Origin of the sequence: Streptomyces sp. NPDC048644, from assembly GCF_043199105.1 — a bacterium.
GTDB lineage: Bacteria > Actinomycetota > Actinomycetes > Streptomycetales > Streptomycetaceae > Streptomyces.
The window spans coordinates 82,033-105,418 of record NZ_JBICVO010000008.1 but is presented as its reverse complement, the minus strand read 5'-3'; the positions used below and the strand labels follow the sequence as shown (position 1 = coordinate 105,418).

The following is a 23,386-nucleotide window of genomic DNA, read 5'->3' as shown; positions in this document are numbered from 1 at the left end:
GCCGTGCCCGTTCAGACCACCGGGCGGCGGCCCCAGGCGGAGATCATCGGCGAGGTGGCCAGGTCGAGGCCGCCCGCCGCGATGGTGGCCAGGTGGCGGTCGATCTCCTCGTCCGTGGCCAGCTTCGCGGCGACGAGCTTGTCGCGGACCTGGCGGACGGTGGCTTCCTCCAGCACGGTGCACGCGGGCGAGGCGATCGGGAAGTAGGCGTCGGCCTGGACGTCGGCAAGACCGGCCTCGCGCAGCAGCCGAGGCAGCTTGCGCCCGTACGCCAGGTCCGCGCCGCGCTCTTTCAGGAGTGACCGGAAGCCGCGGCGCAGCCTGTTGGCCAGCTCCTGCCGGGGCCCGTACTCGTCGGGGCAGATCAGCGGCTGCAACGCCGGATCGGCGTCCTCCAGGACCAGCCACCCGCCGGGGCGCAGCGCCTCGGTCATCGACCGCAGGGCCTTGGCGCGGTCGGCGACGTGCACCAGCACGAGCCGGGCGTGGATCAGGTCGAACGGGCCGCCGGCCGGGGGCGGCTCGGCCGCCACGTCGTGGCGCAGCGCCTCGAAACCCACCGCCTGACGCATCCAGGAGGTGTCGATGTCGGTGGCCACCACGTGCCCGGCCGGGCCGACGCGCTCGGCCAGCCAGGCCGGCACCGTGGGCCCGCCGGCCCCGACCTCCCAGCACCGCCATCCCTCGCCGACCCCGACCGTCCCGAAGTGCCGGAACGTCGACGGGTCGAAGAGCGCCGACAGCGCGGTGAACCGCTTCCCCGCCTCGGCCTGGCGATTGTCGAGAAGGTACCCCTCGTCGCGCGTGCTCCGTGCGTCCCGTGCCATGGCCCGATCATCGCACCCGGCCATGGCACGGCACGGTCCGGCTCAGGCCGTCGGCCCCTGCATGAGGGAGCTGACCCAGCGCATCGTCCCCTCGCCGAACCCCTGGATGTAGGTCTGGGCGCTGTGCGTGCCGCCCGGCACGACCTGGAGCCGGGTGTGCACGGGACCGTGCCCGTACCGCTGGATGAACTTCCGCACCTTGGGCAGCACGGTGGCCTCCCGGGAGCCGTCCTGGAACGCCAGGTACACCGGCGGGCCGCCGCGCGCGATGAGCCGCCGGGCCAGCACCTCGGGATTGTTCTCCCGCTCCTCCTTCGCATGCCCGGCCCACAGGGGGGAGTCGGGCACGATGTCGGGCCCGTTGGGTATGGCCACCTTGAAGGTGCCCGGGTGCTGGAGGACGTTCTTGAGCGCCGCGAAGCCGCCCGACGACGAGCCCATGATCGCCCAGGCGTTCCGGGTGTCGAGGGTCCGGAAGTTCTGCCGCACGAGGTCGGGCACGTCCTGGCTCAGCCAGGTGCCGATCTTCGGCTGTCCCGGGATGTCGCTGCCGTCGTAGTACTGCTTGTCATTGGGATTGAGCTGCGGCATCACGACGATGAACGGCAGGCTCGTGCCCTTCTGCGACCACTGCGCGAGATTCTCCTCCAGCTTCAGGTCGCCGCCTATCCAGTAGTTGACGGGATATCCGTACGCGCCGGGCAGCGCCTCCATCACCGGGAAGCCCTTGTGCGCGTTCCGCTTCTCGTAGTACTCCGGCGGCGCCCACACCCACACCTTCCCGGTGAAGCCCGACTTCGGGCCGTGGAAGGTGGTCACGCCTATGGGGGTGTCCTGCCCCGCGCCGGGAACCTTGCGCTGCTCCTGGAAGGAGATCGGATGCGTGGGCATCCGCACCAGGGAGGCGTGGCCCGGCCGCGTGCCCTGGTGCGCCGTGCCGGTACCGGGGTCCGCGTGCGCCACCCCGAACCGCACCGGGGCCGCCCGGGACCGTCCCGCGTCGCAGCCGGCCGTCGCGACGAGAACGGTGAGAGTGATCAATGCCACCACAGGGGCGAACAGGGTTTTGCGCACGGGGCCTTCTCCTTGCCGGGCGGCCGGGAGGAGCCCCGGCCGCCCGGCAAGAGGGGGCCGCAGGGGCCGCGGGTTTCCCTTCCGGGGCGTCGAATTGCTCGCACCCTGTGTGCCGTTCCCCGGCATATCGCCGGTGACCTGGGGGATTTACGTGCCGCAGTAGAGCGGTTTACCAGCATTTTTCCGGTGTGGCGGGCGCCCGGCCACCCCGGTACGGCCGCCTCGCCCCAAGGTCTCCGCCCCCGGGGGACCGCCGCGCGCGAGGGCCGGCGGGCGGCGTGGACAACCCGGTACCGCACCGGCCGCGAACAGGAAAAACCCTGGTACCGGAGGTTCCGGTTCCCGGCATACCGGCCCGTATTCTCTCGGTATGACCTGGTCGCGTGCGCTGAAGCAGACCGCCCGCTCCGGGCTGACCATCGAGCGGACCAAGCTCACCCCGCTGATCGCGGTACGCGGCTCGGTCGGCGTCGCCCTCGTCATCGGACTGTGCCTGTGGCGCGGCAACCCCACCCTCGCGGTCTCGTCCGCCTTCGGAGCCTTCGCCTCCGGAATCGTCACCTTCCAGCGCAGCTGGCGCCCGCGCCCCGTCCTGGCACTCGCCGTCGCCGGCGGCCTGGCCGTCTCCACCTTCCTCGGCTACCTGGCCGCCTCGCACATCGTCGCCTTCCTCCTCCTGCTGACCGGCTGGACGTTCCTGTCCGGGATGGCCTGGTCCATCGGCCCGGTCTCCGGCCTGGTCGGCACCCAGACCGTGTCGATCATGCTGGTCACGGTCACCCTGCCGACCTCCGTGCTCGGCGCCCTGGAACACGCCGCCCTGATCGCCTTCGGCGGCCTCGTCCAGGCCACCTTGATCCTCGTCTTCCCCGTGCGCCCCTGGGGAGTGCAACGGGACGCGCTCGCCGACGCACTGGCCGCCGAGGCGGACTACGCGCGCAGGCTGCGGCACGACCCGGTGGCCCCGTTCGACCCCCAGCCCCTCATGGACGCACGGCTCGCCTCGGCGGTGACGCCACGTCAGGCCAAGCGCCGCCCGGTCCAGCTGCACGGCCCCCGCGGCCTCGCCGAACAGCTCAGACCCGTCCTCGCCTCCCTCGCCGACCCGGTCGTCGGCGCCCCCGTGGAAGGGCCCGAACGCGACCGCGCCCGCGACCTGCTGGGCGCCGCAGCCACCGTCCTGGACGCCGTCGCGCACGCCATCCGGCACGACCGCCCGGTCCGGATCTCGCCCGAGGCGATGGCCACCCTCGAAGTCCCCGCTTCCGGACCGGTGCTCAAGGGCGCCGCCCGCCGTTCCGCCTACCGCCTGATCTCGCTGCTCGCCGACGCCGTCGAGCGCACCGACGAGCCGGTCGAGGCCACCCGCCCCACCACCGAAGCCGAACGCGGCCACCTCCTGCGCCCCAGCGTGCCCCGGCTCGTGCCGGTCGCGTGGCGCTCCCTGCACCGCGAGCTGCGCTGGTCCTCGCGCTTCCTCCGGCACGCACTGCGGGTCAGCGCGGTCGCCGCGGCCGGCTATCTGCTGGGCACCGCGCTCCCGTTCGGCCACGGCTACTGGGCGCCGCTCGCCGCCGTCATGGTGATGCGCCCCGACTTCGCCCAGACCTATTCGCGCGGCGTCGCACGTTTCAGCGGCACCCTCGTCGGCGTCGCCGTCGGCGGCGGCGTGATGGCGCTGTTCCATCCGCACGCGTACGTCTCCGCGGCCCTCGCGGTGGTCTGCGTACTGCTGATGTACCTGCTGATGCGCACCGGCGTCTCGGTGACCTCGGCCTGCGTGGCGGCGTACGTCGTCTTCCTGCTCGGCATCGCCGGCGCGGGATGGGAACAGACCGTCCTGGAACGGGTGGTGCTCACCCTCGTCGGCGGGCTGCTCGCGATGCTGGCCTACGCCCTGTTCCCGGCCTGGGAAACCCCCAAGCTGCGCGACCGCCTCGCCGAATGGCTGGAGGCCAACGGCCGCTACGCGCTGGCCGTTTTCGACCTCTACGGGCGGCCCGCCGAACGCCGTCCCCGCCAGGTCCGCGACGCCCTCCTGGACTCCCGTGCCGCCCGCGCCGCCTGGGAGGAGACCGAGGGCCGGGCAGAGAAGGAACCCGTGCGCCACCGTGGCCTCTCGCGCACCGCGGCGGGCGCGGCCAGCACCGCGCTCGCCACCATGGGCCGGGTCGCGATGATCCTGGAGGCCCACCTCCCGGGGAAGGACGCCGCGCAGGACCCGGGCGCCACCGCGTTCGCCTACGAACTCCGCGACTCCCTGGAGAAGGCCACGGTCGCGGTGCGCAACAGGGAGCAACTGGACTGGAGCGAGCTGCGCGCCGTCTGGGAACGCTGGGACGCGGAGGACGAGAGCCAGGGCGTCGCACTGCGCGGCGCCGACCTGCTCCTGGACGCCCTCGACGACCTCGCCCAGGCCCTGTCGCGCGGACCCGGTGGCCGCAATCGCGCGGCACGCGGGAAACTGGGCAGCAGCAGCCGGTGAGGGACCGGGCGTCCCGCACCGCGGCGGCCGGTCCCGGCGGATTCCCGCACGGGATTTTCTCGCTCCGCACCGTCCCGCAGGAACCATTCAGGGCTCCCAGTAGTCTTGATAATTGCCCGTAATTGACGCCTTTGGTGAAGCCTTGGTGCTGTCTGGGCCGCGATGTCCGAGGACCCCGCTCAACCCGGGGCCTGTCATCCAGTGAGAAAGAGCAAGCGAACCCACCATGGCGCCCAGCACTTCGTCCGGTACGTACGACATAGGCATCGACCTCGGCACCGCCAACACCCTGGTGTACTCCCGCGGCAAGGGAGTGGTGCTGAACGAGCCGTCCGTCGTCGCCGTCAACGCCGCGGGCGATGTGATCGCCGTCGGCGTGGAGGCCAAGCGCACGATCGGCCGCACCCCCTCGGGCATCACCGCCATGCGCCCCCTGCGGGAGGGTGTCATCGCCGATTTCCACGCCGCCGAACAGATGCTGCGGGCCCTCATGAAGAAGGCGCTGCCCACCCGCCGCTTCTCCAAGCCGCGGGTGGTCATCTGCGTCCCGTCCGGCATCACCGGTGTGGAACGACGGGCCGTCATCGACTCCGCGCGCGGCGCCGGGGCCCGCGAAGTCCACCTCATCGAGGAGCCGATGGCCGCGGCGATCGGCGCCGGGCTGCCGGTCGCCGATCCGGTGGGCTGCATGGTGGTGGACATCGGCGGCGGCACGACCGAGGTCGCCGTCGTCTCCATGGGCGGCATCGTCACCGCCCAGTCGGTGCGCGTCGCCGGAGACGCCCTGGACGCCGCGATCACCTCGTACGTCAAGAAGAAGCACTCGCTGTCCATCGGGGAGCGCACCGCGGAGGACATCAAGATCGCCATCGGTTCGGCGGCCTGGACCCCCGTGCCGACCGACGAGGAGGGCGAGCCCGAGCGCCCCACGTCGTACACCGTCCGTGGCCGCGACCACGTCGGCGGGCTGCCGCGCGTCCAGGAGATCACCGAGGAGGAGATCCGCGAGGCGCTGGCCGAACCGGTCGACGCGATCGTCCGCGCGGTGCACCGCACCCTCGACGAGTGCCCGCCGGAACTGTCGGGCGACATCATCGAGCGGGGCATCGCGCTGACCGGCGGCGGCGCCCTGCTGCGCGGCCTGGACCTGCGGCTGCGGCAGGAGATGGGGGTGCCGGTGCTGGTCGCCGACGAGCCGCTGGACTGCGTGGTCAACGGCACCGGCAAGTGCGTGGACGAATTCGCCTCGCTCCAGGGGCTGTTGTCCGGCGCGAAGGAACAGCCGCGCAGGACGGTGCGGTTGTGAGCCGTGAGCCGGGGCGGGGGCGTTACGTGGCTGTGGCGTCCCCGCCGTCGGATCCGGCCTTTCGTGCGGCATCGGCGGACGCGTCGGCCGCGCGGCGGATGATCAGCGATTCCAGGCCGTCGAGGATCCGTTCCAGGCCGAATTCCAGAGCCTGATCACGCCCGTTCTCCGCGGCGCCGGACGCGACGGCCGAGGCGAGCGCGGGAAAGCGGTCCGAGCGGCCGACCAACAGTTCGTTCAGCGCCGCGCTCAAGACCTGCTCGGGGCCGGTGGCCCTGGCGCTGCCGACCCCCATGGACGCCGCGATCTGCGCGATGCCCCGGACGTGGCCGGTCACCAGGACCACGGCGTCGAGCTGCTCGCTCCCGCTGAGTCCGGTGCGCGCGAGCACAGCCAGCGCGCATTCGGTCCAGCTGAGTTCGTGCGGCCCCATGATGCGCGGGCCGACGGCCGCCTCCAGGAGCCAGGGGTGGCGGTGGAAGACCGCCGACAGTTCGGCGGCCCAGGCGCGGAGCGCGGGGCGCCAGGGGAGCGTGTCCGGCGCCGGGCCGTCGGATGTCGCGCCGGCGGGCGGCCCGTCGGCCCCGGCGGGCGGCGTGGCACCCGGGGCAACGGCCGGCGGTTCGCCCATCGCGGTATCGATCATCAACGCGACCAGCTCGGTCTTGCCCGGCACGTAGCGGTACAAGGACATCTTGGTGAAGTCCAGCTCGCCGGCCACCCGTTGCATGGAGACCGCGCCCAGGCCGCCGAGGTCGGCGAGCGCGATCGCGGTCCGGGTGATCCGCTCCAGGCTCAGCGCAGGCTTGGGCCCGCGGCTCGGCCGCCCTCGCTCACCCCACAGCAGAGCGGCGCTGCCCGCCTGGTCCCCGAACACGCTGCTCTTGCCGTCTCCGGCGCTCCACCCGTCTCCAGCCACCTCCGCATCCTAAAACTGTGTCCGGGGTATACAGAATCGTGTCCGGCGGATACAGTTTTCTTGTCGGTGGATGAGTGCGTGAGTGAACGGTGACGACGGGGGTGTGACGGCGATGGCGGCTGCACGGAAAGAGGCGACGGAGCGGGCCACGGGCGGGACGCGGGGCGGGATGCCGGAGCTGCGGGTGCTGATCTCGGGGGCCAGCGTGGCCGGCCCGGCACTGGCGTACTGGCTCGCGCGCTACGGCTGCCGCCCGACGGTGGTCGAGGTGGCGCCCGCACTGCGCGGCGGCGGCTTCGCCGTAGACTTCCGCGGCGCGGTCCACCTCCAGGTCCTGGAGCGCATGGGACTCCTCGGCGAGATCCGTGGGCGCGACACGGGCGGCAGCCCACTCCGCTTCGTCGACGCGCAGGGCACCCAACTGTCCGCCATGCCACCGGAGTTCGCGGGCGGCGAGGTGGAGATACTGCGCTCGGAGCTGTCCCGCATCCTGTACGAGCACAGCCTGCACGGCCGAGGCGGGCGAGCGCCGCACCCGGAAGGTCGGGCCGGACGGGTGCCGCACCCGTACGACCCGCCCGCCGCGCCCGCGGCCACCGAGTACGTCTTCGGTGACTCCGTCACCGCACTCGACGAGACCGCCGACGGCGTGCGCGTCACCTTCGAGCGGAGCGCGCCCCGCACCTTCGACCTGGTGGTCGGCGCGGACGGCATGCACTCCACCGTGCGGCGGCTCGCCTTCGGCCCGGAGCGGGACCACGTCAGCCACCTCGGCCACTACGTCGCAGGCTGGGACCTGCCGGCGAGCGCCCGTCCGGATCTCGCGGGACGGTCGGCGGGGTACTCCGAGCCCGGCCGGATGGTGAGCGTGGGCCGCGTACCCCGGCGCGCCGGGGAGGACGGTTACGCGGGCGAGGCGTTCTGCGTCTTCGCCGCCGGGGAAACGCGCTACGACCGCGGCGACACCGTGGCCCAGAAGGAGCTGATCGCCGCCGCGTACGCCGGAGCGGGCTGGCGTACGCCGGAGCTGATGGCGACACTGCCGGACGCCGAAGGGCTGTACTTCGACGCCATCAGCCGGGTCGACGTGCCGAGTTGGTCCCGCGGGCGGACGGTGCTCATCGGTGACGCGGCGCACGGCGCGACGCTGGGCGGGATGGGGACCGGCACGGCGCTCGTCGGCGCGTACCTCCTCGCCGGCGAGCTGGTGTCGGCGGGCGGCGACCACCGCCTCGCCTTCCCGCGCTACGAACGGCTGCTGCGGCCCTACGCCACCCGCTGCCAGGAGGGTGGCCGCGAGGTCGGCGCCTTCCTGGCGCCGGCCGACCAGGAGGCGATCGACGCGCGGAACGCCCTGCTCAACGACCCGGCCCGGTTGGCGGCCATGTTGGACACCGGACGGGAGATGTCCGCGGGCATCAGCCTGCCGGATTACCCGCAGTCGCCACCCGCTTCCCGCACGTTCGCGGCGAACCCCGGACGGGCGGGGCGGATATGACGGTCCGTCGCAGATGACAGGAACTAACGATTCCCCTACGTCCAGGGAGTGGTGACCTGACATCAGGCTTTGATCAAACACGGTTATGCTACTTGCGGCCCGGCCCCTCCGGAGGTGTTGGCACAGCAGACCTCTGTGGCAGTGCTGTCCGTTGCGTCGTGGCCCGGAAGTCGTCCCGGTCTTTCAATGGTTTGAGGGTTTTGAGGGTGCAGATGGTTCGAGAAGGATCGTCGCCCGAGGGATCGCGTCCCGCCTCGGTTCTCGCGTGGTTCGTGCCCGCCGCGGTGACCGCCGTGGTCGCTGGTGTCGCCACGGCGACGGTCCCCTCGCAGGCGAGTACACCGGTCATCTGGATCGGCGTGGTCGCCACGGCGGCGGTGGCGCTGGTAACGGGCGAACTGGCCCGCCGCGGGCGGGTCATCGCCGAGTTGCGCGAGCAGGGCGAGGCGCAGCAGGAGGTGCTGGCCCGGCAGGAGGCGGAGAGCATCCGGCTGTCCACCGAGCTGCTGCCCGAGGTGGTCGCCAGGCTCGGACACGGAGAGTTCCCCGAGGACGTCCTGGCCTCCATGCGCGAGCAGCTCAACCGGCACGCGCAGGAGGCGGGGCTCACCCCCGAGTTCACCGCCGCCCACGAGGCCGTCCTGCGGTCCATGCTGGACGCGGTCGTCGCCGAGGAAGACCTCCGTGACTCCGCCCAGCGGGCGTTCGTGAACATCGCCCGACGCGTGCAGGCGATCGTCCACCAACAGGCCCAGGAACTCCGCGAGATGGAGGACCGGCACGGCCACACGCCGGACGTCTTCGGCGACTTGCTGCGTCTTGACCACGGCACCGCCCTCATCGGGCGCCTCGCCGACTCGATCGCCGTCCTCGGTGGCGCCCGCCCCGGCCGCCAGTGGAGCCGCGCGGTGCCGCTGTTCAGCGTGCTGCGTGGCGCCATGTCGCGGATCATCGACTACCAGCGCGTCGAGCTGCACTCCGTCTCGGAGGTCGCCGTCGTCGGTCCCGCCGTCGAGCCGCTGATCCACGCCCTCGCCGAACTGCTGGACAACGCCACCCGCTACTCCCCGCCGCAGACCCGGGTGCACCTGACCGCGGTCGAGGTGCAGTCCGGCATAGCCGTCGAGATCGAGGACGGCGGCGTCAGCATGAGCGAGGAGGCGCGCAAGCGCGCCGAGCGGATGCTGGAGCAGGCCCAGCAGGGCATCGACGTCAACGACCTGGGGGAGACCCCCCGGCTCGGCCTCGCCGTGGTCGGCAGGCTCGCGCAGGTCTACAACTTCCAGGTCTCGCTGCGCACTTCGGCGTACGGCGGCGTGCGCGCGGTGCTGATCGTGCCGCAGGACCTGATCACCACCGCTCCGGCGACGGGCCGTGCCCACGGCATCGGCGCCTCCTCGGGCCCCCTGACCGCCCGCACGGAGCGCACCCCCGCTCCGGCGGCTGCCCGCCCCGCCCAAGCCGCCCCGCCCGCGGCCGTCCGCCCTGCGCCCGCCCCCGTGCCGGCTCCGGCCGTGCCGGCTGCCCCCGCCGCGCCGCGGGAGGAAGACACCCGGGACGACTTCATGGACGACCTCCCGCCCGTGACCGAGCGGAGTGCCAACGGGCTGCCGCAGCGACGGCGCAAGACCCGGGCCACCGCCCCCGTGGCGCCCCCGGCAGCCCCTGCTGCCCCGGCCGCCCCGGCACCGGTCACCGCTTCCCCCGCCCCCGCTCCGGACGACGCACCTCCCGTGCAGCCCGGTATGTGGCTGGCGGCGTTCCAGAGCGGGCTGTCCGGCGAGAGCCAGACGTCCGCGCCCGCCGGCGCCTCCGGGACGGCCGGTGCAGCCCGTGAGAGTGACGAGTCGTCGGAAAAGAGTGAGTAGCCATGATTCAGCACCGGCCCAACATGGACTGGATGCTCAAGGACCTCGCGGAGAGCGTTCCGCAGACCCGTCACGTCATCGTGTTGTCGTCGGACGGCCTGCGGATGGCCCAGTACGGCACCGAAACGGACACCGCGGACCGGCTGGCAGCGGCCTGCGCGGGGCTGCAGAGCCTGGCGGGTGCGGTCTCCGCGGAGTTCCCGCACAGCGACGGGCGGATGCGGATGGTCGTCATCGAACTGGACGGCGGCTTCTTCTACTTGATGGCCGCGGGCGCCGGGGCTTATCTGGCGGTGCTGGCCGATGAGGGCGTGGACGCGGGCCTGATCGGGCAACGCATGCGGGATCTGGTGGCCCGGATCGGTGAGCACCTCAGCAGCCCACCGCGCCACGACGGGCAGGCCGTATGAGCGGGTGTGTCGAGAGTGATGACGCGGAGCGGTGCGCCGGACGAAGCGGGGCACCGACGTGAGCGACGCGGACCAGGGCTGGGAGGACGAGAGCCCCGAGAGGCTTTATGTGATCACCGGGGGGCGCAGTGGTGTCTCCGGAAAGTCCGCCTCACTCGACCTGGTCACGCTGATCGTGTCCAAGACCGGCCCCCGGCCGGGAATGCAGCCGGAGCACGCCACGATCATGCGGCTGTGCCATTCACCGCTTTCCGTGGCGGAACTGTCGGCCTACATGGGCCTGCCGATCAGCGTGCTCACCGTGCTGCTCGGCGACCTGCTGTCCGACAGCCAGGTGATCGCGCGTGCGCCCGTACCCCCCGCTCAACTTCCCGACCGTGCCCTGATTGAGGCGGTGATCCATGGACTTCAAAAGCTCTGAGACGCTGGCCGAGCACCCTGCCGAGGGCCCTCGGACCGAGGACGAACTTCCCGAGACCGCCGCAGCCGCGGTCAAGGTGGTGATCGTCGGCGGCTTCGGCGTCGGCAAGACGACCCTGGTCGGCTCCGTCAGCGAGATTCGCCCGCTGACCACGGAAGAGACGATGACGCAGGCCGGCGTCGGCGTCGACGACACAGTCGGCATCGAGCGCAAGACCTCGACCACCGTGGCGATGGACTTCGGCCGGATCAGCCTCAATGACGAACTGGTCCTCTACCTCTTCGGCACCCCCGGGCAGCAGCGTTTCTGGTTCCTGTGGAACGGCCTGTTCGACGGAGCCCTGGGCGCCGTGGTGCTGATCGACACCCGGCGTCTGGAGGTCAGCTTCGACGTCATCGGACGCCTGGAGGAGCGCGGCGTCCCGTTCGTCGTCGCCATCAACTCCTTCCCGGACGCGCCGGTACACCCCGTCGACGAGGTGCGCGCCGCCCTCGACCTGCCGCTGAACGTGCCGATCATCGACTGCGACGCGCGGCTTCGCACCTCCAGCCGCGACGTTCTGATGACGTTGATGCGCTACCTCCACACCCTCGCCGGAGCGTGACCCGGCGGGGCGGCACCGGCCGGGGTGAGGCGTCGGCCGGACGCTGAGCGGAGGCCCGCACGCTCCGTGTGCGGGGAGGGGCCGCCGCGCCCGATGTGACGGGCGGGGCGGCGGCCCGGGGATTCTCAGGGTTGATTCGGGGGTGGTCCCCGGCCCGTCGAGCGGGGACTGCCGCTACCGTTGATCTCAAGGGAGGACGGGACGGCAGAACCGTCCGAAGCGTTACGGGGCGGCGTACAGGGGGAGTTACGACATGCTGGACCCCACATCGACGACAGCGGTCATGGGCCTGCTCAGCACGGTGACCATGTCCATGGCCACCGAAGCGGGCAAACGTGCCTGGGAGACGATCGGCGTGCTGGCCCGCCGGGTCGCGGGCCGCGAGGTCCCGGCGCCGGCTGGCGTAGAGGCGCGCGGCGAACTGGCGGCGATCCTGGCCGACGGCGCGCGGCAGAATCCGGAATACGCCCGAGCCCTCGCCACGCTCTTCCGCACCGGCCCCGGGCGAGTGGCCGGAGAGATCGCGATACCCCGCCAGCTGCCCACCACCGTACGGTTCTTCACCGACCGGCAGGAGCCGCTCAAGCAACTCACCAGGGAAGCGGCCCGCAAGGCCGACGGCCTGCCGCGCGTCGCCCTCGTGTACGGCCAGAGCGGCATCGGCACCAGCGCCGTGGCGGTGCACTGGGGCAGCACCAACGGGCACCGCTTCCCCGACGGGCAGCTCTACCTGGACCTGCGCAACGGCTCCGGCGCCGGCACCCTCGACGGCCCCGCCGTACTCCGCCGCTTCCTGCGGAAACTCGGGGTCACGGACGTGCCGCCGGCCGCCGATGACTGCGCCGACCTCTACCGCAGCATCGTCGCGGAGCGCAGGCTGCTCGTCGTCCTCGACCACGCCCGGTCGGCCGCACAGATCCGTCCGCTGCTGACCTCGGCGCCCGGTGTGTTCACGCTCGTCGTCGCGCGCCGCCCGCTGAGCGGCCTGGACGCCGTCCCGGTCCCGGTCGGGCCGCTGGCCAGGAAGGACGCGCTGGCGCTGCTCGGCAGGCTCACCGGCACCCGCCGCCCGACGGCCGACGAGTCGGTCCTCCAGGAGGTGCTCTCCCGGTGCGGCGGCTCCCCGTTCGCGCTGCGCACCGCGGCGACCTTCCTGGCCGACCCCTCCCACCACCCGCGGCAGGGCGACCCCGACGCGACCGATGACCGCCCCGCACGCCGGCAGGAGCCCGCCCCACGCGACGACGACAACCCGGTTCGCACCGCCGCCGACGACCTCTACCGCGGTCTGCCAACCGACGCCGCCCGGCTGTACCGCCTCCTGGCCCTGTGGCCCTGGCCTGCCATCGGATCCGCGCAGGCGGCGGCTGCGGCAGGCATCACCGAAGCCGAGGCCGGGCCCCTGCTGGCCGACCTCGCCGCCTGCCGGCTCCTGGAGACTGCGGACTCCGGCCGGCACCACTACCGTCCCCTTGTCCGGCAGCACGCCGAAGAGGCCGCCGCGCACCAGGACCGCCCCGCCGGCTGCTCGGCCGCCGTCGCCCGCGTCGTGAGCTGGGCCCTGCGGTTCGCGGTCCGTGCCGACCGCACGGTGCTGCCGCAGCGCTGGCAGCTGGGCCCTCGGTACACACAGCTGGAGCCCGGCCCGTACGCGAACGCCGGGGAGGCGCTGGCCGCACTCGACGCCGAACTCCCCAACCTCGTGGCCGCGGCGCTGGCCGCCGACGAGTACGGCGACCCCGACAGCGTCTGGCAGCTGTGCGAGGCGCTGTGGGGCGTGCAGTTGAAGGCCGGACGCCACGAAGAGGTCCTGCCGGCCCTGCGGGCGGGGGTGCGCGCGGCCCGGTTCCTGGAGACGGAGTCCGCCACCGGCGCGGCAGCACCGGGCGATGCCTCAGGCTCCGCCGCCGGATCGTCGTTCGCGGCCCGCGTCGTCAGCCGGATGCACACCCAACTGGCCCTAGCGCTCCAGGAGTTGGGCCCCGACCGGTACGCCGAGGCCGAAACCGCGCTGCGGTCCGCGGCCGAGGCATCGCAGCGGGCCGGCCACCGCCTCGGCCGTGCCACCGCCCTGGAGACGCTGGGCCTGCTGCGCCTGCGGCAGTGGCGTCACCAGGAGGCGTACGACCTCTTCGATGAGGCCGACGGGCTGCTCGTCGCCATCCCGGAAGGGGGCGAGGGAGCCAAGGACGTCCCGCGGGCCCGCGCCCTCCTGGAGCGGCATCGCGGCCGGGCGCTGCGCGGGCTCGGCGACCGGGACGCCGCTGTCGCCCGTCTGGAGCGGGCGCTGCGGTACTTCCGCGACACCGCCGAGGGCTACAACACCGCCCGCGCCCTCACCGACCTCGCCGAGACCCTCCTCGAAGCGGGCTGCCCGGCCGAGGCGCTGCCCCTCTTCGAGGAGGCCGCCGGCCTGCTGGCGGGCGAGCACGTGGAGTTCCACCTCATACGCCTCCGGGAGCTGCGGGAGGGGCTTACCGACGGGCCGGAGTGAGCGGTCGGGCGTCGGCCGGTTCCGTGCCCGTGCCGTACGGCCTTCCGCCACACGGGCCCGTGGCTCAGCGGGGTGTGCGAGGCGGTGGGCGGAGGTCCGTGACCTGCACCGCGTGGGTGGCGCGGGCCGTGCGTACCGTCAGGCCGTGTGCGGTCAGGTCCGGTAGCGGGGTGCCTGCCGCCAGCGCGGCGTGGAGGGCGGAGGCGTGGGCGGCCGGGTCGGCGGCCGAGGGCTCGGCGGTGAGCCGGAGGACGTCGCCCGCGCGGGTGCGGACGGTACACACGCCGGGCTCGCTGATGTACGCGGCGAGCGCGCAGTTGGGCCACTGGGCCAGCACTTCCGTGCCCCAGACCTCCGGCGGCCCCAGCCGCGGGTCGTCGGCCGCCCCGTAGCGGAAGATCACATCCGCGGTGGCCACCGCCTCCCGGTCCGTGGCGTCCTCGTGCACGGCCGTGTGCGCCTCCTCGGCCTCTCGGCCGCACCGGCCCGTGCGCCCTCCGCTCGCCGCAACGTCGCCCGCGATCGGCCCCTCCGCCATGCCTTCCACCGCGCCGCCCACCACGTCCTCCAACGCGCCATCCAACGCTTCATCCGGCTCGTGTGACGGCTCGGCGAAGCGGCGGATCGTGACCTCGCGTTCCCCGGTGAGCAGCGTCAACACGTGCAGGGGGGCGGCGTGTTGCGGGGGTTCGTACGGCGGGAGGGGGAGCGGGTCGAGCAGGGCGGGCCAGTCGGGTTCGGCGATGCCGATCAGCTCGTAGAAGAGTGCGCGCAGCAGGTCGGCCGACTTGTCCGGTACGGACGTGGTGAGTTCCGCGGGGCCGGGGAGCGGGCGGTGTCCGGTGATGGCCGCTTCCAGCTGGCGGCGCAGCGGGCGGCGCGGGTCGAGCCGGGGCGCCGTACGGACGAAGTCCGCCACCGGCGATGTCGGGTCGAGGCCGTCGAGGGGTGCGGCTCCCAGGAGGACGGGGGTGCCGAGCGCGGCGGCGTAGTAGGTGACCGACCCGTGGTCGCCGATGACCAGGTCCGCTGCGAGCAGTGCCTGGCGCCAGCCCTCCAGTGGATCCAGCAGGGCCAGGCCGCCGCGTCGCGCCCGGTCCAGCCATGCCTTGACCTGCCCCGGTCCGTGCCCGAGCCAGATGTTGGGGTGGAGCACGGCGGCGAGGCGGAAGTCGTCGGCGGGCAGTTCGCCGGTCAGCCGGGGGAGGAGGGCGGGGAGCAGGTCCTCCCCGCCGCCGTCACCGAAGAGCGACTCGGGGTTCCAGGTCGAGTTGAGCACGACGAGCCGCTGGCCGCTGCGGACCCCGAGGGCACGGCGGAACCGCTCGCGGTGGCTGCGGGCGGCCAACAGGCGGTCGAAGCACGGGTCTCCGGCGAGTGCGGCGGTGTGGGCGGCCGGTGGGCACGCGGCGCGCAGCCGTGCCGCCTGCTCGGGGTGTGAGAGCACCATCGCGTCCGCGATCGGGGCGCCGTCGACGAGCAGCCACTCGCCCGACATCCCGAAAACCGGATCTGCCCCGCCACCCGAACCCTCCGGGCCTCCGGGCCTCCGGGCCTCCGGGCCTCCGGGCCTCCGGGCCTCCGGGCCTCCGGGCCTCCGGGCCTCCGGGCCTCCGGGCCTCCGGGCCTCGCCAGCGTTTTATTGTAGCCAACCCCATGCGACAAAACGACCAATTTACCGTAAAGGGCGTGGAGTTCACCGCCGAAGCTGGCTGAGATCGCGAGGTCGACCGGCGTGCGCAGCGCCTGCGCCCACGGAAGTACCGGCACCCCCACCCGGGCCAGCAGCTCCCGTATGCCGGCCTGGAAGGGGGAGGATCCGGTGCACGTCGCGAGCATCTGGAGCCGCCAGTCGCCACGGAACAGCGGCAGGACGTCGAGCAGCCGGGTCGCCGAGGTCACGTTGTGCACCACGAACAGCACTCGCCGGACGGATCCCCGGGTGTCCCACCGGCCCGACTCGCCTCCCACGGGCACCCGTATCCAACCGCCCGCGCCCTCGCTCACCTGGCCGCCCCTCTGCCCTCTGCCGTCGATCACTCGTCCCGCCGCGCCGCCCTGCGCACGGCCCGCCACGATATCCGGGCGGGCCCGGCAGCCAGGCATCGTGCTGACGGACCGCCACCCGGGACCACCAGCCCCTCCGGTACCGGCCCCTCACCCGAACACCGCTGAACCGGCGGCCGGCCCCCCACCGCACCCGGCGGACGCACGCAAATCGCACCCGGCGGGCGCGCAAGGAGTCACGCGCCCGCCGGGGGCGGGCCGGCTGTCGCCTACGCGTCGCCGCCCGGGTGCCGCGGTGTTTCCACCGACGGCAGGGCCGTCAGTCGCGGCAGCAGTTGGGCGGTGAGCAGGGTGGAGAGCGCCGAGGCGTCGGTGCCCGCGCCCGCGCCGTCCGTGCGGACGACGACCGGCTGTGGCGCCTTGCCCGCGAGGATCGCGCCGACCTCCAGGCGCCGTCGGGCCAGTTCGTACTGGAGTACCGCGCGGTTGTCGCGGTACGCCTGCGCGAGGCGCTGCTGCGCGCGGGCCTCGTTCTGGGCGGAGATCAGCCCGCTGCGGCCACGGGTCTCGATCTCGAAGCGGACCTTCTGCGCGTTGGTCTCCTGCTCCTCCAGGAGCTGGGCGACCGCCTCGCGGGCCTTGTTCAGGGCGGCCTTCACCTCGACGATGCGCGCGTCACGCACCTTCTTGGCCCGCTCGATGTCCATCTGAAGGCTGTCGATGCGCCGCTTGCGCGTCAGCCCCCACTCCTGCTCGTACGCGGTCCGCTCCTTGGCCACCCGTTCCCGGGTCGCCAGGTGCTGCTGGTACTGGGCGGGCAGCTGGACATCGGGGATGTTGGAGCCGGTGATGCGCACGCCGTAGCGGGAGAGCTGGCGGTTGAGCAGCTCCTGCATGTCGGCGACGTCCGAGCCGCGCAGGTCGTAGGCGCTTTCGGTACGCACCTGCCGGCCGCGCTGGCGGATGGCGTCCTGCACCGCGCTGGAGAGCACCAGGTCGAAGTTGCCCGCTCCGATGGCGCGGACGAACAGCACCGCGTCGGTGATCCGGAACTTCAGGAAGAACTCGATCGAGCGGAGCGGCACGTTCTCCCGGGTGGGGCAGGCCACCACCGGCGCCGAGTACGGGATTTCGGTGGCGGTGTCCACCACGAAGTCCACCCGCGACCAGGGGTGCCACAGGTAGTGCCGGCCGGGGTCCAGGGTGCGGGTCACCGCGCCGTAGCGGGTGAGGATGCCGTTGGTGCCCTGTTCGATCTCGGCGATGGAGGAACGCCACCACCACAGCAGACCGGCCAGGATCAGGACGGCGCCGCAGACGTAGCCGATCGTGGCGAGGACGCCGTAGGCGACGCCGGTGATGCCGCCGTCGTCCCGGAGCGTCAGCATCACGCCGGTCAGCAGCGCGAACACCCCGAGCCACAGCAGCAGCATCCACCACAGCCTGCGCCGATGGCGGGGAATGATCACCGGTATCAGCTTGCCGGCCTCACCGCCGCGCAGCAGCTGCCGGATCTCGCTCCAGGGCGCCACCTCCTCGGAGATGACCGACCTGTGCTGACGTGTCGTGCTCACTGCGCGTCCCCCTCGGCTGCGTCGGTGTCCTCGGGTGCGGTGTGCCCGGACCCGGCCGCTGCGTCCGCGGCGGCGGGCACGGTCGGCCGTTCCGCCTCCAGGAGCGCGGCGATCTCCTGCTCACGCCCCGCGATCCGGCCGGAGACGTCGGCGAGCCGTGCGCGCACGTCGGCCATGTCCTCGGCCGAGAACAGCTCGGTGCCCCGCTCGCCGACCAACTCCCTGGCGAGTGCCAGGAAGTCGACGCCGGCGGCGCCGTCGGCCTGGGACGAACCGCCGATCCGCACCAGCCGCGGCAGGTGGTCGGCGACCTCTTCCAACGTGTCCAGGACCTGCTGCTGGTAGCGGTACTCCAGGATTTCCGGGGCCTCGGCCGCCGTCACCGCGCGGATGTCCAGCGCCTGCGCCTCCAGCAGCGCCGCGTTGGCCTTCGCCTCCGACTCGGCCTGCACGTACCGCTGCCGGGCCAGTGCCTCGGCGCGGTTGGTCTCGCGCTCCTCGGCGGTGTCCATCTGCGCCTGGTACTGCGCGATGTCCGCCATGATCGCGGAGAGCGTCTCCTGGCGGGACGCCAACTCCTTGGTCAGATCGCCCTCGTCCTGCTCCTTGCGCAGGTGCAGCGCGTACTCATGGGTGTACGCGTCCTTGGCGACCCGCACCATTTCCGGTGCCGCCAGGTCCATGCGGTAGCCGCGGTCGGACGGTTCGGCGTGGGTGATGTTGGCGTTGGTCAGCTCCACCGCGGGCCGGAACTGCTGGTTCAGCTGCTCAAGGAGCCGGCCGGTGTCCTCGCCCACCATGTCGTAGATCCCCGCGGCCTCCTGCTCGTAGATGAGGCTGCGGATGGTCTCGCTGACCGCGTTGCTCAGCTTCTCCTCGAAGCCGCGCACCGCGCCCAGCGTGTAGACGAACTCCACCGGGTCGCTGATCCGGAACTGGATGAACAGGTCGATGGACGCCTTCACCCCGCCCTTGGTCGGCGCCTCGCGCACCGGGGCGTTGAACGGGTACTCGCGCGTCGTGTTGATGATGTACGACACCCGCTTCCACGGGTTCAGCAGGATCACCCGGCCGGGACCGACCACCTGCTCCAGCTTCCCGAAGCGGGTGATCAGCGCCTGGCAGCCGTCCGGCACCATCACCATGCCCTGCCGCCACCACACGAAGGCGACGGCCGCCACCGACAGCACCCAGTAGTGGATGCCGAAGAGCGGGTCGGTGACCACGTCGCCGCCGGCCACCCCGACGATCACGCTCGCGACCACGCCGATCACCAGGAGCAGCAACACCGGCAGCATGCTCAGGAACGAGCGGCCCCGCGGAATGACCATCGGGCAGATCGCATGGACCTGCCGTCCGTCCTCGCGCCGCTGCTCGCTGCGGTTGAGCGCCTCCCGCGCCTCGTCAAGCGGCACGGTCTGCTGCGTCATCACGGTGTCGATGCTGCCGCCCTGCTCCCGGGCGGCGGGGAAGTCGGCGGGGTCCATGCCCTCGCTGTGCGCCTCCCCGGCCTCACCGGAACGCTTCGCCGCACCGGCCGTGCCTGCCGCGGCGGCCTCATCCGTCGCACGGCCCGCGTCGAGCCCGCTCCGGCGCCGCAGTTCGTCCTCCGCGGCGCCGCGCAGATCCGTGCCGCCGGATACCGCCCGCGCGATTCTCCGCGCACTCTGACTACCTGCCACAAATCCCCCTTGTTCTCGCACTGTGCATGTGGGCTGCACGTACAGCCAGCCCCCTCCATCCCATCGCATGGCCCGGGGGCAGCATGGGGCGGGTGGGGCGCGAGATCCGTAGGGGCTTCGTCAGACCGTCAGCGCGGCGCGCTCAGGAGCGAGGGCGGCCCGGTGCGGCGCCGGGTCGGGGAGCAGGTTCCACCAGGGCGCGATGACGGGGATGTCCAGCGGCTCGGGACTGCTGTCGCTGGGCGAATCGCTGAGGGTGGTCGGCAGGCCGGCGGGGTCGTCCGGTGTGGTGTAGCGCAGCGAGGTGATGCCCCAGTCCTGGGCGCCGCGGATGTAGGCGCTGAGGCTGTGCAGGTACTGGCGTAGTTGCGGGCTCGCCTGCTGTTCGAGGTGGGTGCGCAGTCGCAGGAACAGCGTCATGACGCGGTCCCGCTGGCCGATCGCGCAGGTCAGCGCCTGTTGCGGGCTCAGCCCTTCCTCGTCCTGGAGGACCCTGAGGATGTTGAGGTAGTAGGCGTCGTCGGAACGGCTTTCCTTGTGGTGGGAGAAGATGTCGTTGTCCCACACGATGATGAAGGACGCCATGTCGGCCGCCGCGCGGACCAGTGCGTCATCGCGCTCGTGCGGCTGGAGTTCGTAGCCGTACCCCATCTCCAGGAGGGGCATCACGACGGTGGTCGCGCCGTTGTACAGACGCATCAGGGTGTAGTCGTTCACCTCGGGGACGCGGCCGTCGACGCGGTAGTGGGCCTCCCAGGACACGCTGAAGACGTATTCGCGCAGCGCGTCTATCCAGCGCGCCACCTGCGCCGGTGTCCCGTAGAGCGTCATCCGCGACTGGAGGTCGCGCAGCCCCCTGGCCAGCGGGTCGTCGGTGAGCATGGGGGCGTCGGGCAGCTGGGCGATGCGCAGCAGGCGGTGCGTGGCGGCGATCAGGTCGCCGGGCCGCCGGCCGAGTTCGCCCTCCTCGCAGTAGCCGTCGTCGACGGCGAACAGCCAGAGCACGAAGTCGGCGAGCAGGCCGACGACTTCCTCCCGGCCCTCGGGGAGGATCCGGGAGGCGAAGGTGCCGATGCTGTGGGTCACCAGACGGCTGCGCAGTTCGGGGGAGCCGATGTCCAGCCGGTGCGCCCAGGCCGTGGTCCGCGCCTCGATGGCTTCGTGCTGCGGATGGATGGCGGCCGGGATCGGCGCATACGTCGGCGGAACGCGCAGTGCCTCCACTGCGATCACCTCTCAGTCCTCGTGCGGCAGTCCCGGCCCGGCGCCGGCGTGTCGGTCAGCAGGAACGCCGCGGCATTCCTGTAGTGATCAACTAACGCGCATAGTACGCACTGCCCACGGCCGAACCAATAGGCCCTTCACCTGCGGATGCCCGCGAAGACGCCGCCGCGGCAGGGGTCGGCGGCGGCGCCCACGGCACCATCGAGGAGCTGTTCACCGGCGGCCGGCACCACCAACAGGCGCTGCCCGAACGGCCGGTGATGCCGCCTACCCCCTGGACGAAGAGACCCCCGCAGCGGTGGCCCCTGCCCTCTCCTCCCGGCCGTACATCTCGGCGATGAGGAACGCCAGATCCATGGACTGGCCACGGTTCAGCCGCGGGTCGCAGGCGGTCTCGTACCGCGATGCGAGATCGTCGGGCCCGATGCCTTCACCGCCGCCCACGCATTCGGTGACCGGCTCGCCGGTGAGTTCCAGATGGACGCCACCGGGATGCGTGCCCAGGCCGCGGTGCACATCGAAGAAGCCGGCCACCTCGTCGGCGATGGTGTCGACGTGACGGGTCTTGTGCCCGTCGGGAGCGGTGTAGGTGTTGCCGTGCATCGGGTCGCACACCCACGCCACCAGGGCTCCGCTGTCGCGTACCGCCTCGACGAGCGGGGGCAGGGCCTCGCGGACGCGGTCGCTGCCCATCCGGACGATGAACGTCAGACGGCCCGGCTCGCGGTGCGGATCGAGCCGGTCGATCAGCGCCAGGGCCTCTTCGGGGCGCGCGGTGGGGCCGAGCTTGACGCCGATGGGGTTGCGGATCCCGGCGGCGTACTCGACGTGCGCGCCGTCCGTCCGGCGGGTGCGCTCGCCGATCCACACCATGTGCCCGGAGCCCGCGTATCCCTGCTTGGTGGCCGGGTCCACCCGGGTCAGCGCCTGCTCGTAGTCGAGGAGCAGCGCCTCGTGGCTGACGAAGAACGGTGACGCGGCGCGCGCGGGCCGCTCCCAGCCGTAGGCGTGCGCCAGGGCGAGCGCCGTCTCCACCTCGCCGACCAGCCGCTCGTACCGCTCGCCGATCGGTGAACGCAGCGCGAACTCCCGGTTCCTCGACTGGACCTGTGCCGGTTCGGGGTATCCGGCGGCGGTGAGGCTGCGCACCAGGTTCAGGGTCGCGGCCGAGTGCTGGTACATCAGGCCGAGCCGCCGCGGGTCCGGGGTGCGGGCCTCGGCGGTGAACGCGGTGCTGTTGACGCAGTCGCCCCGGTAGGAGGGGAGCGTCACCCCGTTCCTCGTCTCCGTCGGGCTGCTCCGCGGCTTCGCGTACTGCCCGGCGATCCGCCCCACGGTGACGACGGGCGACGAGGAGCCGTACGCGATGACCAGGGCCATCTGGGCCAGCGTCTCCAGCTTGTCGGTGACGGCCTGCGCCCCCACACCGGCGAAGGTTTCGGCGCAGTCGCCGCCCTGGAGGAGGAAGGCATCGCCCTTCGCCACGTCCGCGAGCCGGGAACGGAGCGCGTCGCATTCCGGCGGCCTGACCAGCGGCGGCAGGGCGGACAGCTGCGTGAGCGCGTCACGCAGGGCGTCGGGGTCCGGCCATTCCGGCTGCTGGACGGCCGGCAGAGCCTGCCAGGGCGCTTGGGTGTCAGGGCTGTTGAAGGTGTCCATGAAGTGGTTTGACCCCGCATTCAGACGTGGTTCGGGGACGGGTGGTGGAGGCGCGCGAGGCTCGGGGTGTCCGTGGGGCCGGTTGCCCGAGGCGTGTCGGATACGGGATGGGAACCGAGCGAACGCAACTCGGGCAGCCGGTCGATGAGTTCGGCGGTGACGGTGCGCACCAGGGGGTCCGCCGTGTGCCCGGCGCAGTCGATGAGCACCGCGGCGGGCCCGTCGGAACCGGCGGTGACGTGGGTGCGGTGGGGGAGGAGCGGACGGTGGCCGGCGCCGCCGAAGACGTCCTCGATGCGCTCCCTGACGGTGTCGGGATCGCCCGTGACGCGGCCAAGCAAGGTGGTGCGGTGGGCGGCGGCGGGCTGCGGCCGGCCGGGCGAGCCGGTGACGAGGACGAAGCGGGTGCTGGCGCCCTCGTGGTCCTGGATGCCCTGGGCGAGGCTGGTCAGCGCGTAGGTGCGGGCCGCGGTGTGCGGCGCGACGGCCGCGTCGTACCGCCCCTCGCTCACCTGTTGGGCACCCGCGGCGTTGGACGCCACCGGCACCCAGCGCGCCCACGGCAGCCGGTCCGCCAGCCACCGGCGCACCTGCGGACGGGCATGGGGATGGCCCGCGACGGTGCGGATGTCCTCCGCGGCCGTGCCCGCCCGCACCAGGAGCGAGAAGAGCACGGACAACCGGACTTCCTGACGTATCGTCAACGGTCCGCCGCCGGTCAGTGCGTCGATGGTGCCGGGGACCGGACCGCTGACCGTGTTGTCCAGCGGCACCACGGCCGCTTCCGCCTCCTGGTGGCGCACCGCGTCCAGGGCCTGGGCCGCCGATGCCTTCGGCAGCAGACGCGCACCGGAATCCGAGATGCTGCGGGCCGCGATTTCGGTGAATGTTCCTTCGGGCCCGAGGTAGGAAATGCCGAGCAGCGGCCCGGAGTTGCGGGATACGCGGCCCTCGTGCAGGACACCGCCAAGGGGCGGGATTGCGACGGATGCCGAAGCATGCCTACCCGCGGTGGTTGGAGCCATCAGGGAAACTCCGCCTCTCGGCACGGAAATGGGGGGAGAAAAGGCGTGTGGCCTGGTTCTTTCGCCACCGGGACGCGCTGCCCGGCAGGCGGTTACGGTGAATCGACGCCTTTTCCAGAGTGCGGAAGCGCAAGAGGTCTCAACAGTCGACTGTTGGGCGTGTAGGCAATCACCTACGTCCCGGGAACTACGCCGGTTCGCCGATCCGCGACCGGCGGGCGGGGCGGTGCCGAACCGGTGAGCCTTAGCCCGGAAGTATTAGACGGACCGTTGTACGCCTTAAGGCCAACTACCGTGCGCCGGGCCTGA

At 72.5% G+C, this 23,386-nt stretch carries 17 protein-coding genes; 8 read left to right on the top strand and 9 right to left on the bottom strand.

Features of this window, described 5'->3' with window-relative positions; translation table 11 throughout:
* Positions 1-11 precede the first annotated feature (11 nt).
* Both ACGFNI_RS19675 and ACGFNI_RS19670 read right to left on the bottom strand, forming a co-directional pair.
* Complete coding sequence (locus ACGFNI_RS19675; protein WP_393685372.1) at positions 12-827, bottom strand: methyltransferase domain-containing protein; 816 nt, start codon at positions 825-827, stop codon at positions 12-14.
* 42 nt (positions 828-869) lie between these two features.
* Positions 870-1,901, bottom strand: a complete 1,032-nt coding sequence (locus tag ACGFNI_RS19670) for an alpha/beta hydrolase (protein ID WP_393685370.1) — start codon at positions 1,899-1,901, stop codon at positions 870-872.
* A 370-nt stretch (positions 1,902-2,271) separates the two neighbouring features.
* Between ACGFNI_RS19670 and ACGFNI_RS19665 the strand changes: the two genes are divergently transcribed.
* Both ACGFNI_RS19665 and ACGFNI_RS19660 read left to right on the top strand, forming a co-directional pair.
* Positions 2,272-4,386, top strand: a complete 2,115-nt coding sequence (locus ACGFNI_RS19665; RefSeq protein WP_393685369.1) for an FUSC family protein — start codon at positions 2,272-2,274, stop codon at positions 4,384-4,386.
* A gap of 226 nt (positions 4,387-4,612) precedes the next feature.
* Complete coding sequence (locus tag ACGFNI_RS19660) at positions 4,613-5,692, top strand: rod shape-determining protein (protein ID WP_393685367.1); 1,080 nt, start codon at positions 4,613-4,615, stop codon at positions 5,690-5,692.
* 22 nt (positions 5,693-5,714) lie between these two features.
* Here the strand turns inward: ACGFNI_RS19660 and ACGFNI_RS19655 are convergent, their stop codons facing one another.
* Positions 5,715-6,611, bottom strand: coding sequence for a TetR/AcrR family transcriptional regulator (locus ACGFNI_RS19655; RefSeq protein ID WP_393685366.1), 897 nt, complete (start codon positions 6,609-6,611; stop codon positions 5,715-5,717).
* 169 nt (positions 6,612-6,780) lie between these two features.
* Between ACGFNI_RS19655 and ACGFNI_RS19650 the strand changes: the two genes are divergently transcribed.
* The 6 genes from ACGFNI_RS19650 to ACGFNI_RS19625 all read left to right on the top strand — a co-directional run bounded on the left by ACGFNI_RS19650 (position 6,781) and on the right by ACGFNI_RS19625 (position 13,906).
* Positions 6,781-8,109: an FAD-dependent monooxygenase gene (locus ACGFNI_RS19650; protein WP_393685893.1), complete on the top strand. Its 1,329-nt coding sequence runs from the start codon at positions 6,781-6,783 to the stop codon at positions 8,107-8,109.
* A gap of 212 nt (positions 8,110-8,321) precedes the next feature.
* Entirely contained in the window at positions 8,322-9,977 is a 1,656-nt protein-coding gene (locus tag ACGFNI_RS19645; RefSeq protein WP_393685364.1) for a sensor histidine kinase, read from the top strand.
* A gap of 2 nt (positions 9,978-9,979) precedes the next feature.
* On the top strand, positions 9,980-10,387 hold the full coding sequence (locus ACGFNI_RS19640) for a roadblock/LC7 domain-containing protein (protein ID WP_227046548.1): 408 nt from the start codon (positions 9,980-9,982) through the stop codon (positions 10,385-10,387).
* Positions 10,388-10,445: 58 nt separating this feature from the next.
* On the top strand, positions 10,446-10,808 hold the full coding sequence (locus tag ACGFNI_RS19635) for a DUF742 domain-containing protein (protein ID WP_393685362.1): 363 nt from the start codon (positions 10,446-10,448) through the stop codon (positions 10,806-10,808).
* The gene (locus tag ACGFNI_RS19630) at positions 10,789-11,412 is read left to right on the top strand and encodes an ATP/GTP-binding protein (RefSeq protein ID WP_393685360.1); all 624 of its coding nucleotides are present in this window, start codon (positions 10,789-10,791) and stop codon (positions 11,410-11,412) included. The genes ACGFNI_RS19635 and ACGFNI_RS19630 overlap by 20 nt, the downstream gene beginning before the upstream one ends.
* 253 nt (positions 11,413-11,665) lie before the next feature.
* On the top strand, positions 11,666-13,906 hold the full coding sequence (locus tag ACGFNI_RS19625) for a tetratricopeptide repeat protein (RefSeq protein WP_393685358.1): 2,241 nt from the start codon (positions 11,666-11,668) through the stop codon (positions 13,904-13,906).
* 64 nt (positions 13,907-13,970) lie between these two features.
* Here ACGFNI_RS19625 and ACGFNI_RS19620 read toward each other — a convergent pair whose 3' ends face one another.
* The 6 genes from ACGFNI_RS19620 to ACGFNI_RS19595 form a co-directional block, all read right to left on the bottom strand.
* Positions 13,971-15,404: a hypothetical protein gene (locus tag ACGFNI_RS19620; RefSeq protein WP_393685357.1), complete on the bottom strand. Its 1,434-nt coding sequence runs from the start codon at positions 15,402-15,404 to the stop codon at positions 13,971-13,973.
* Positions 15,405-16,182: 778 nt separating this feature from the next.
* Positions 16,183-17,487, bottom strand: a complete 1,305-nt coding sequence (locus ACGFNI_RS19615; RefSeq protein ID WP_393685355.1) for an SPFH domain-containing protein — start codon at positions 17,485-17,487, stop codon at positions 16,183-16,185.
* Positions 17,484-19,169, bottom strand: a complete 1,686-nt coding sequence (locus ACGFNI_RS19610; protein ID WP_393685353.1) for an SPFH domain-containing protein — start codon at positions 19,167-19,169, stop codon at positions 17,484-17,486. Before ACGFNI_RS19610 ends, ACGFNI_RS19615 begins: the two co-directional genes overlap by 4 nt.
* Positions 19,170-19,289: 120 nt before the next feature.
* Entirely contained in the window at positions 19,290-20,402 is a 1,113-nt protein-coding gene (locus tag ACGFNI_RS19605) for a selina-4(15),7(11)-diene synthase (protein ID WP_393685351.1), read from the bottom strand.
* Positions 20,403-20,660: 258 nt separating this feature from the next.
* Positions 20,661-22,052, bottom strand: coding sequence for a class II 3-deoxy-7-phosphoheptulonate synthase (locus ACGFNI_RS19600; protein WP_393685349.1), 1,392 nt, complete (start codon positions 22,050-22,052; stop codon positions 20,661-20,663).
* Positions 22,053-22,072: 20 nt separating this feature from the next.
* A complete protein-coding gene (locus ACGFNI_RS19595; RefSeq protein WP_393685348.1) occupies positions 22,073-23,077 on the bottom strand; it encodes a prephenate dehydratase in 1,005 nt (334 codons plus the stop codon).
* Between the last annotated feature and the right edge of the window lie 309 nt (positions 23,078-23,386).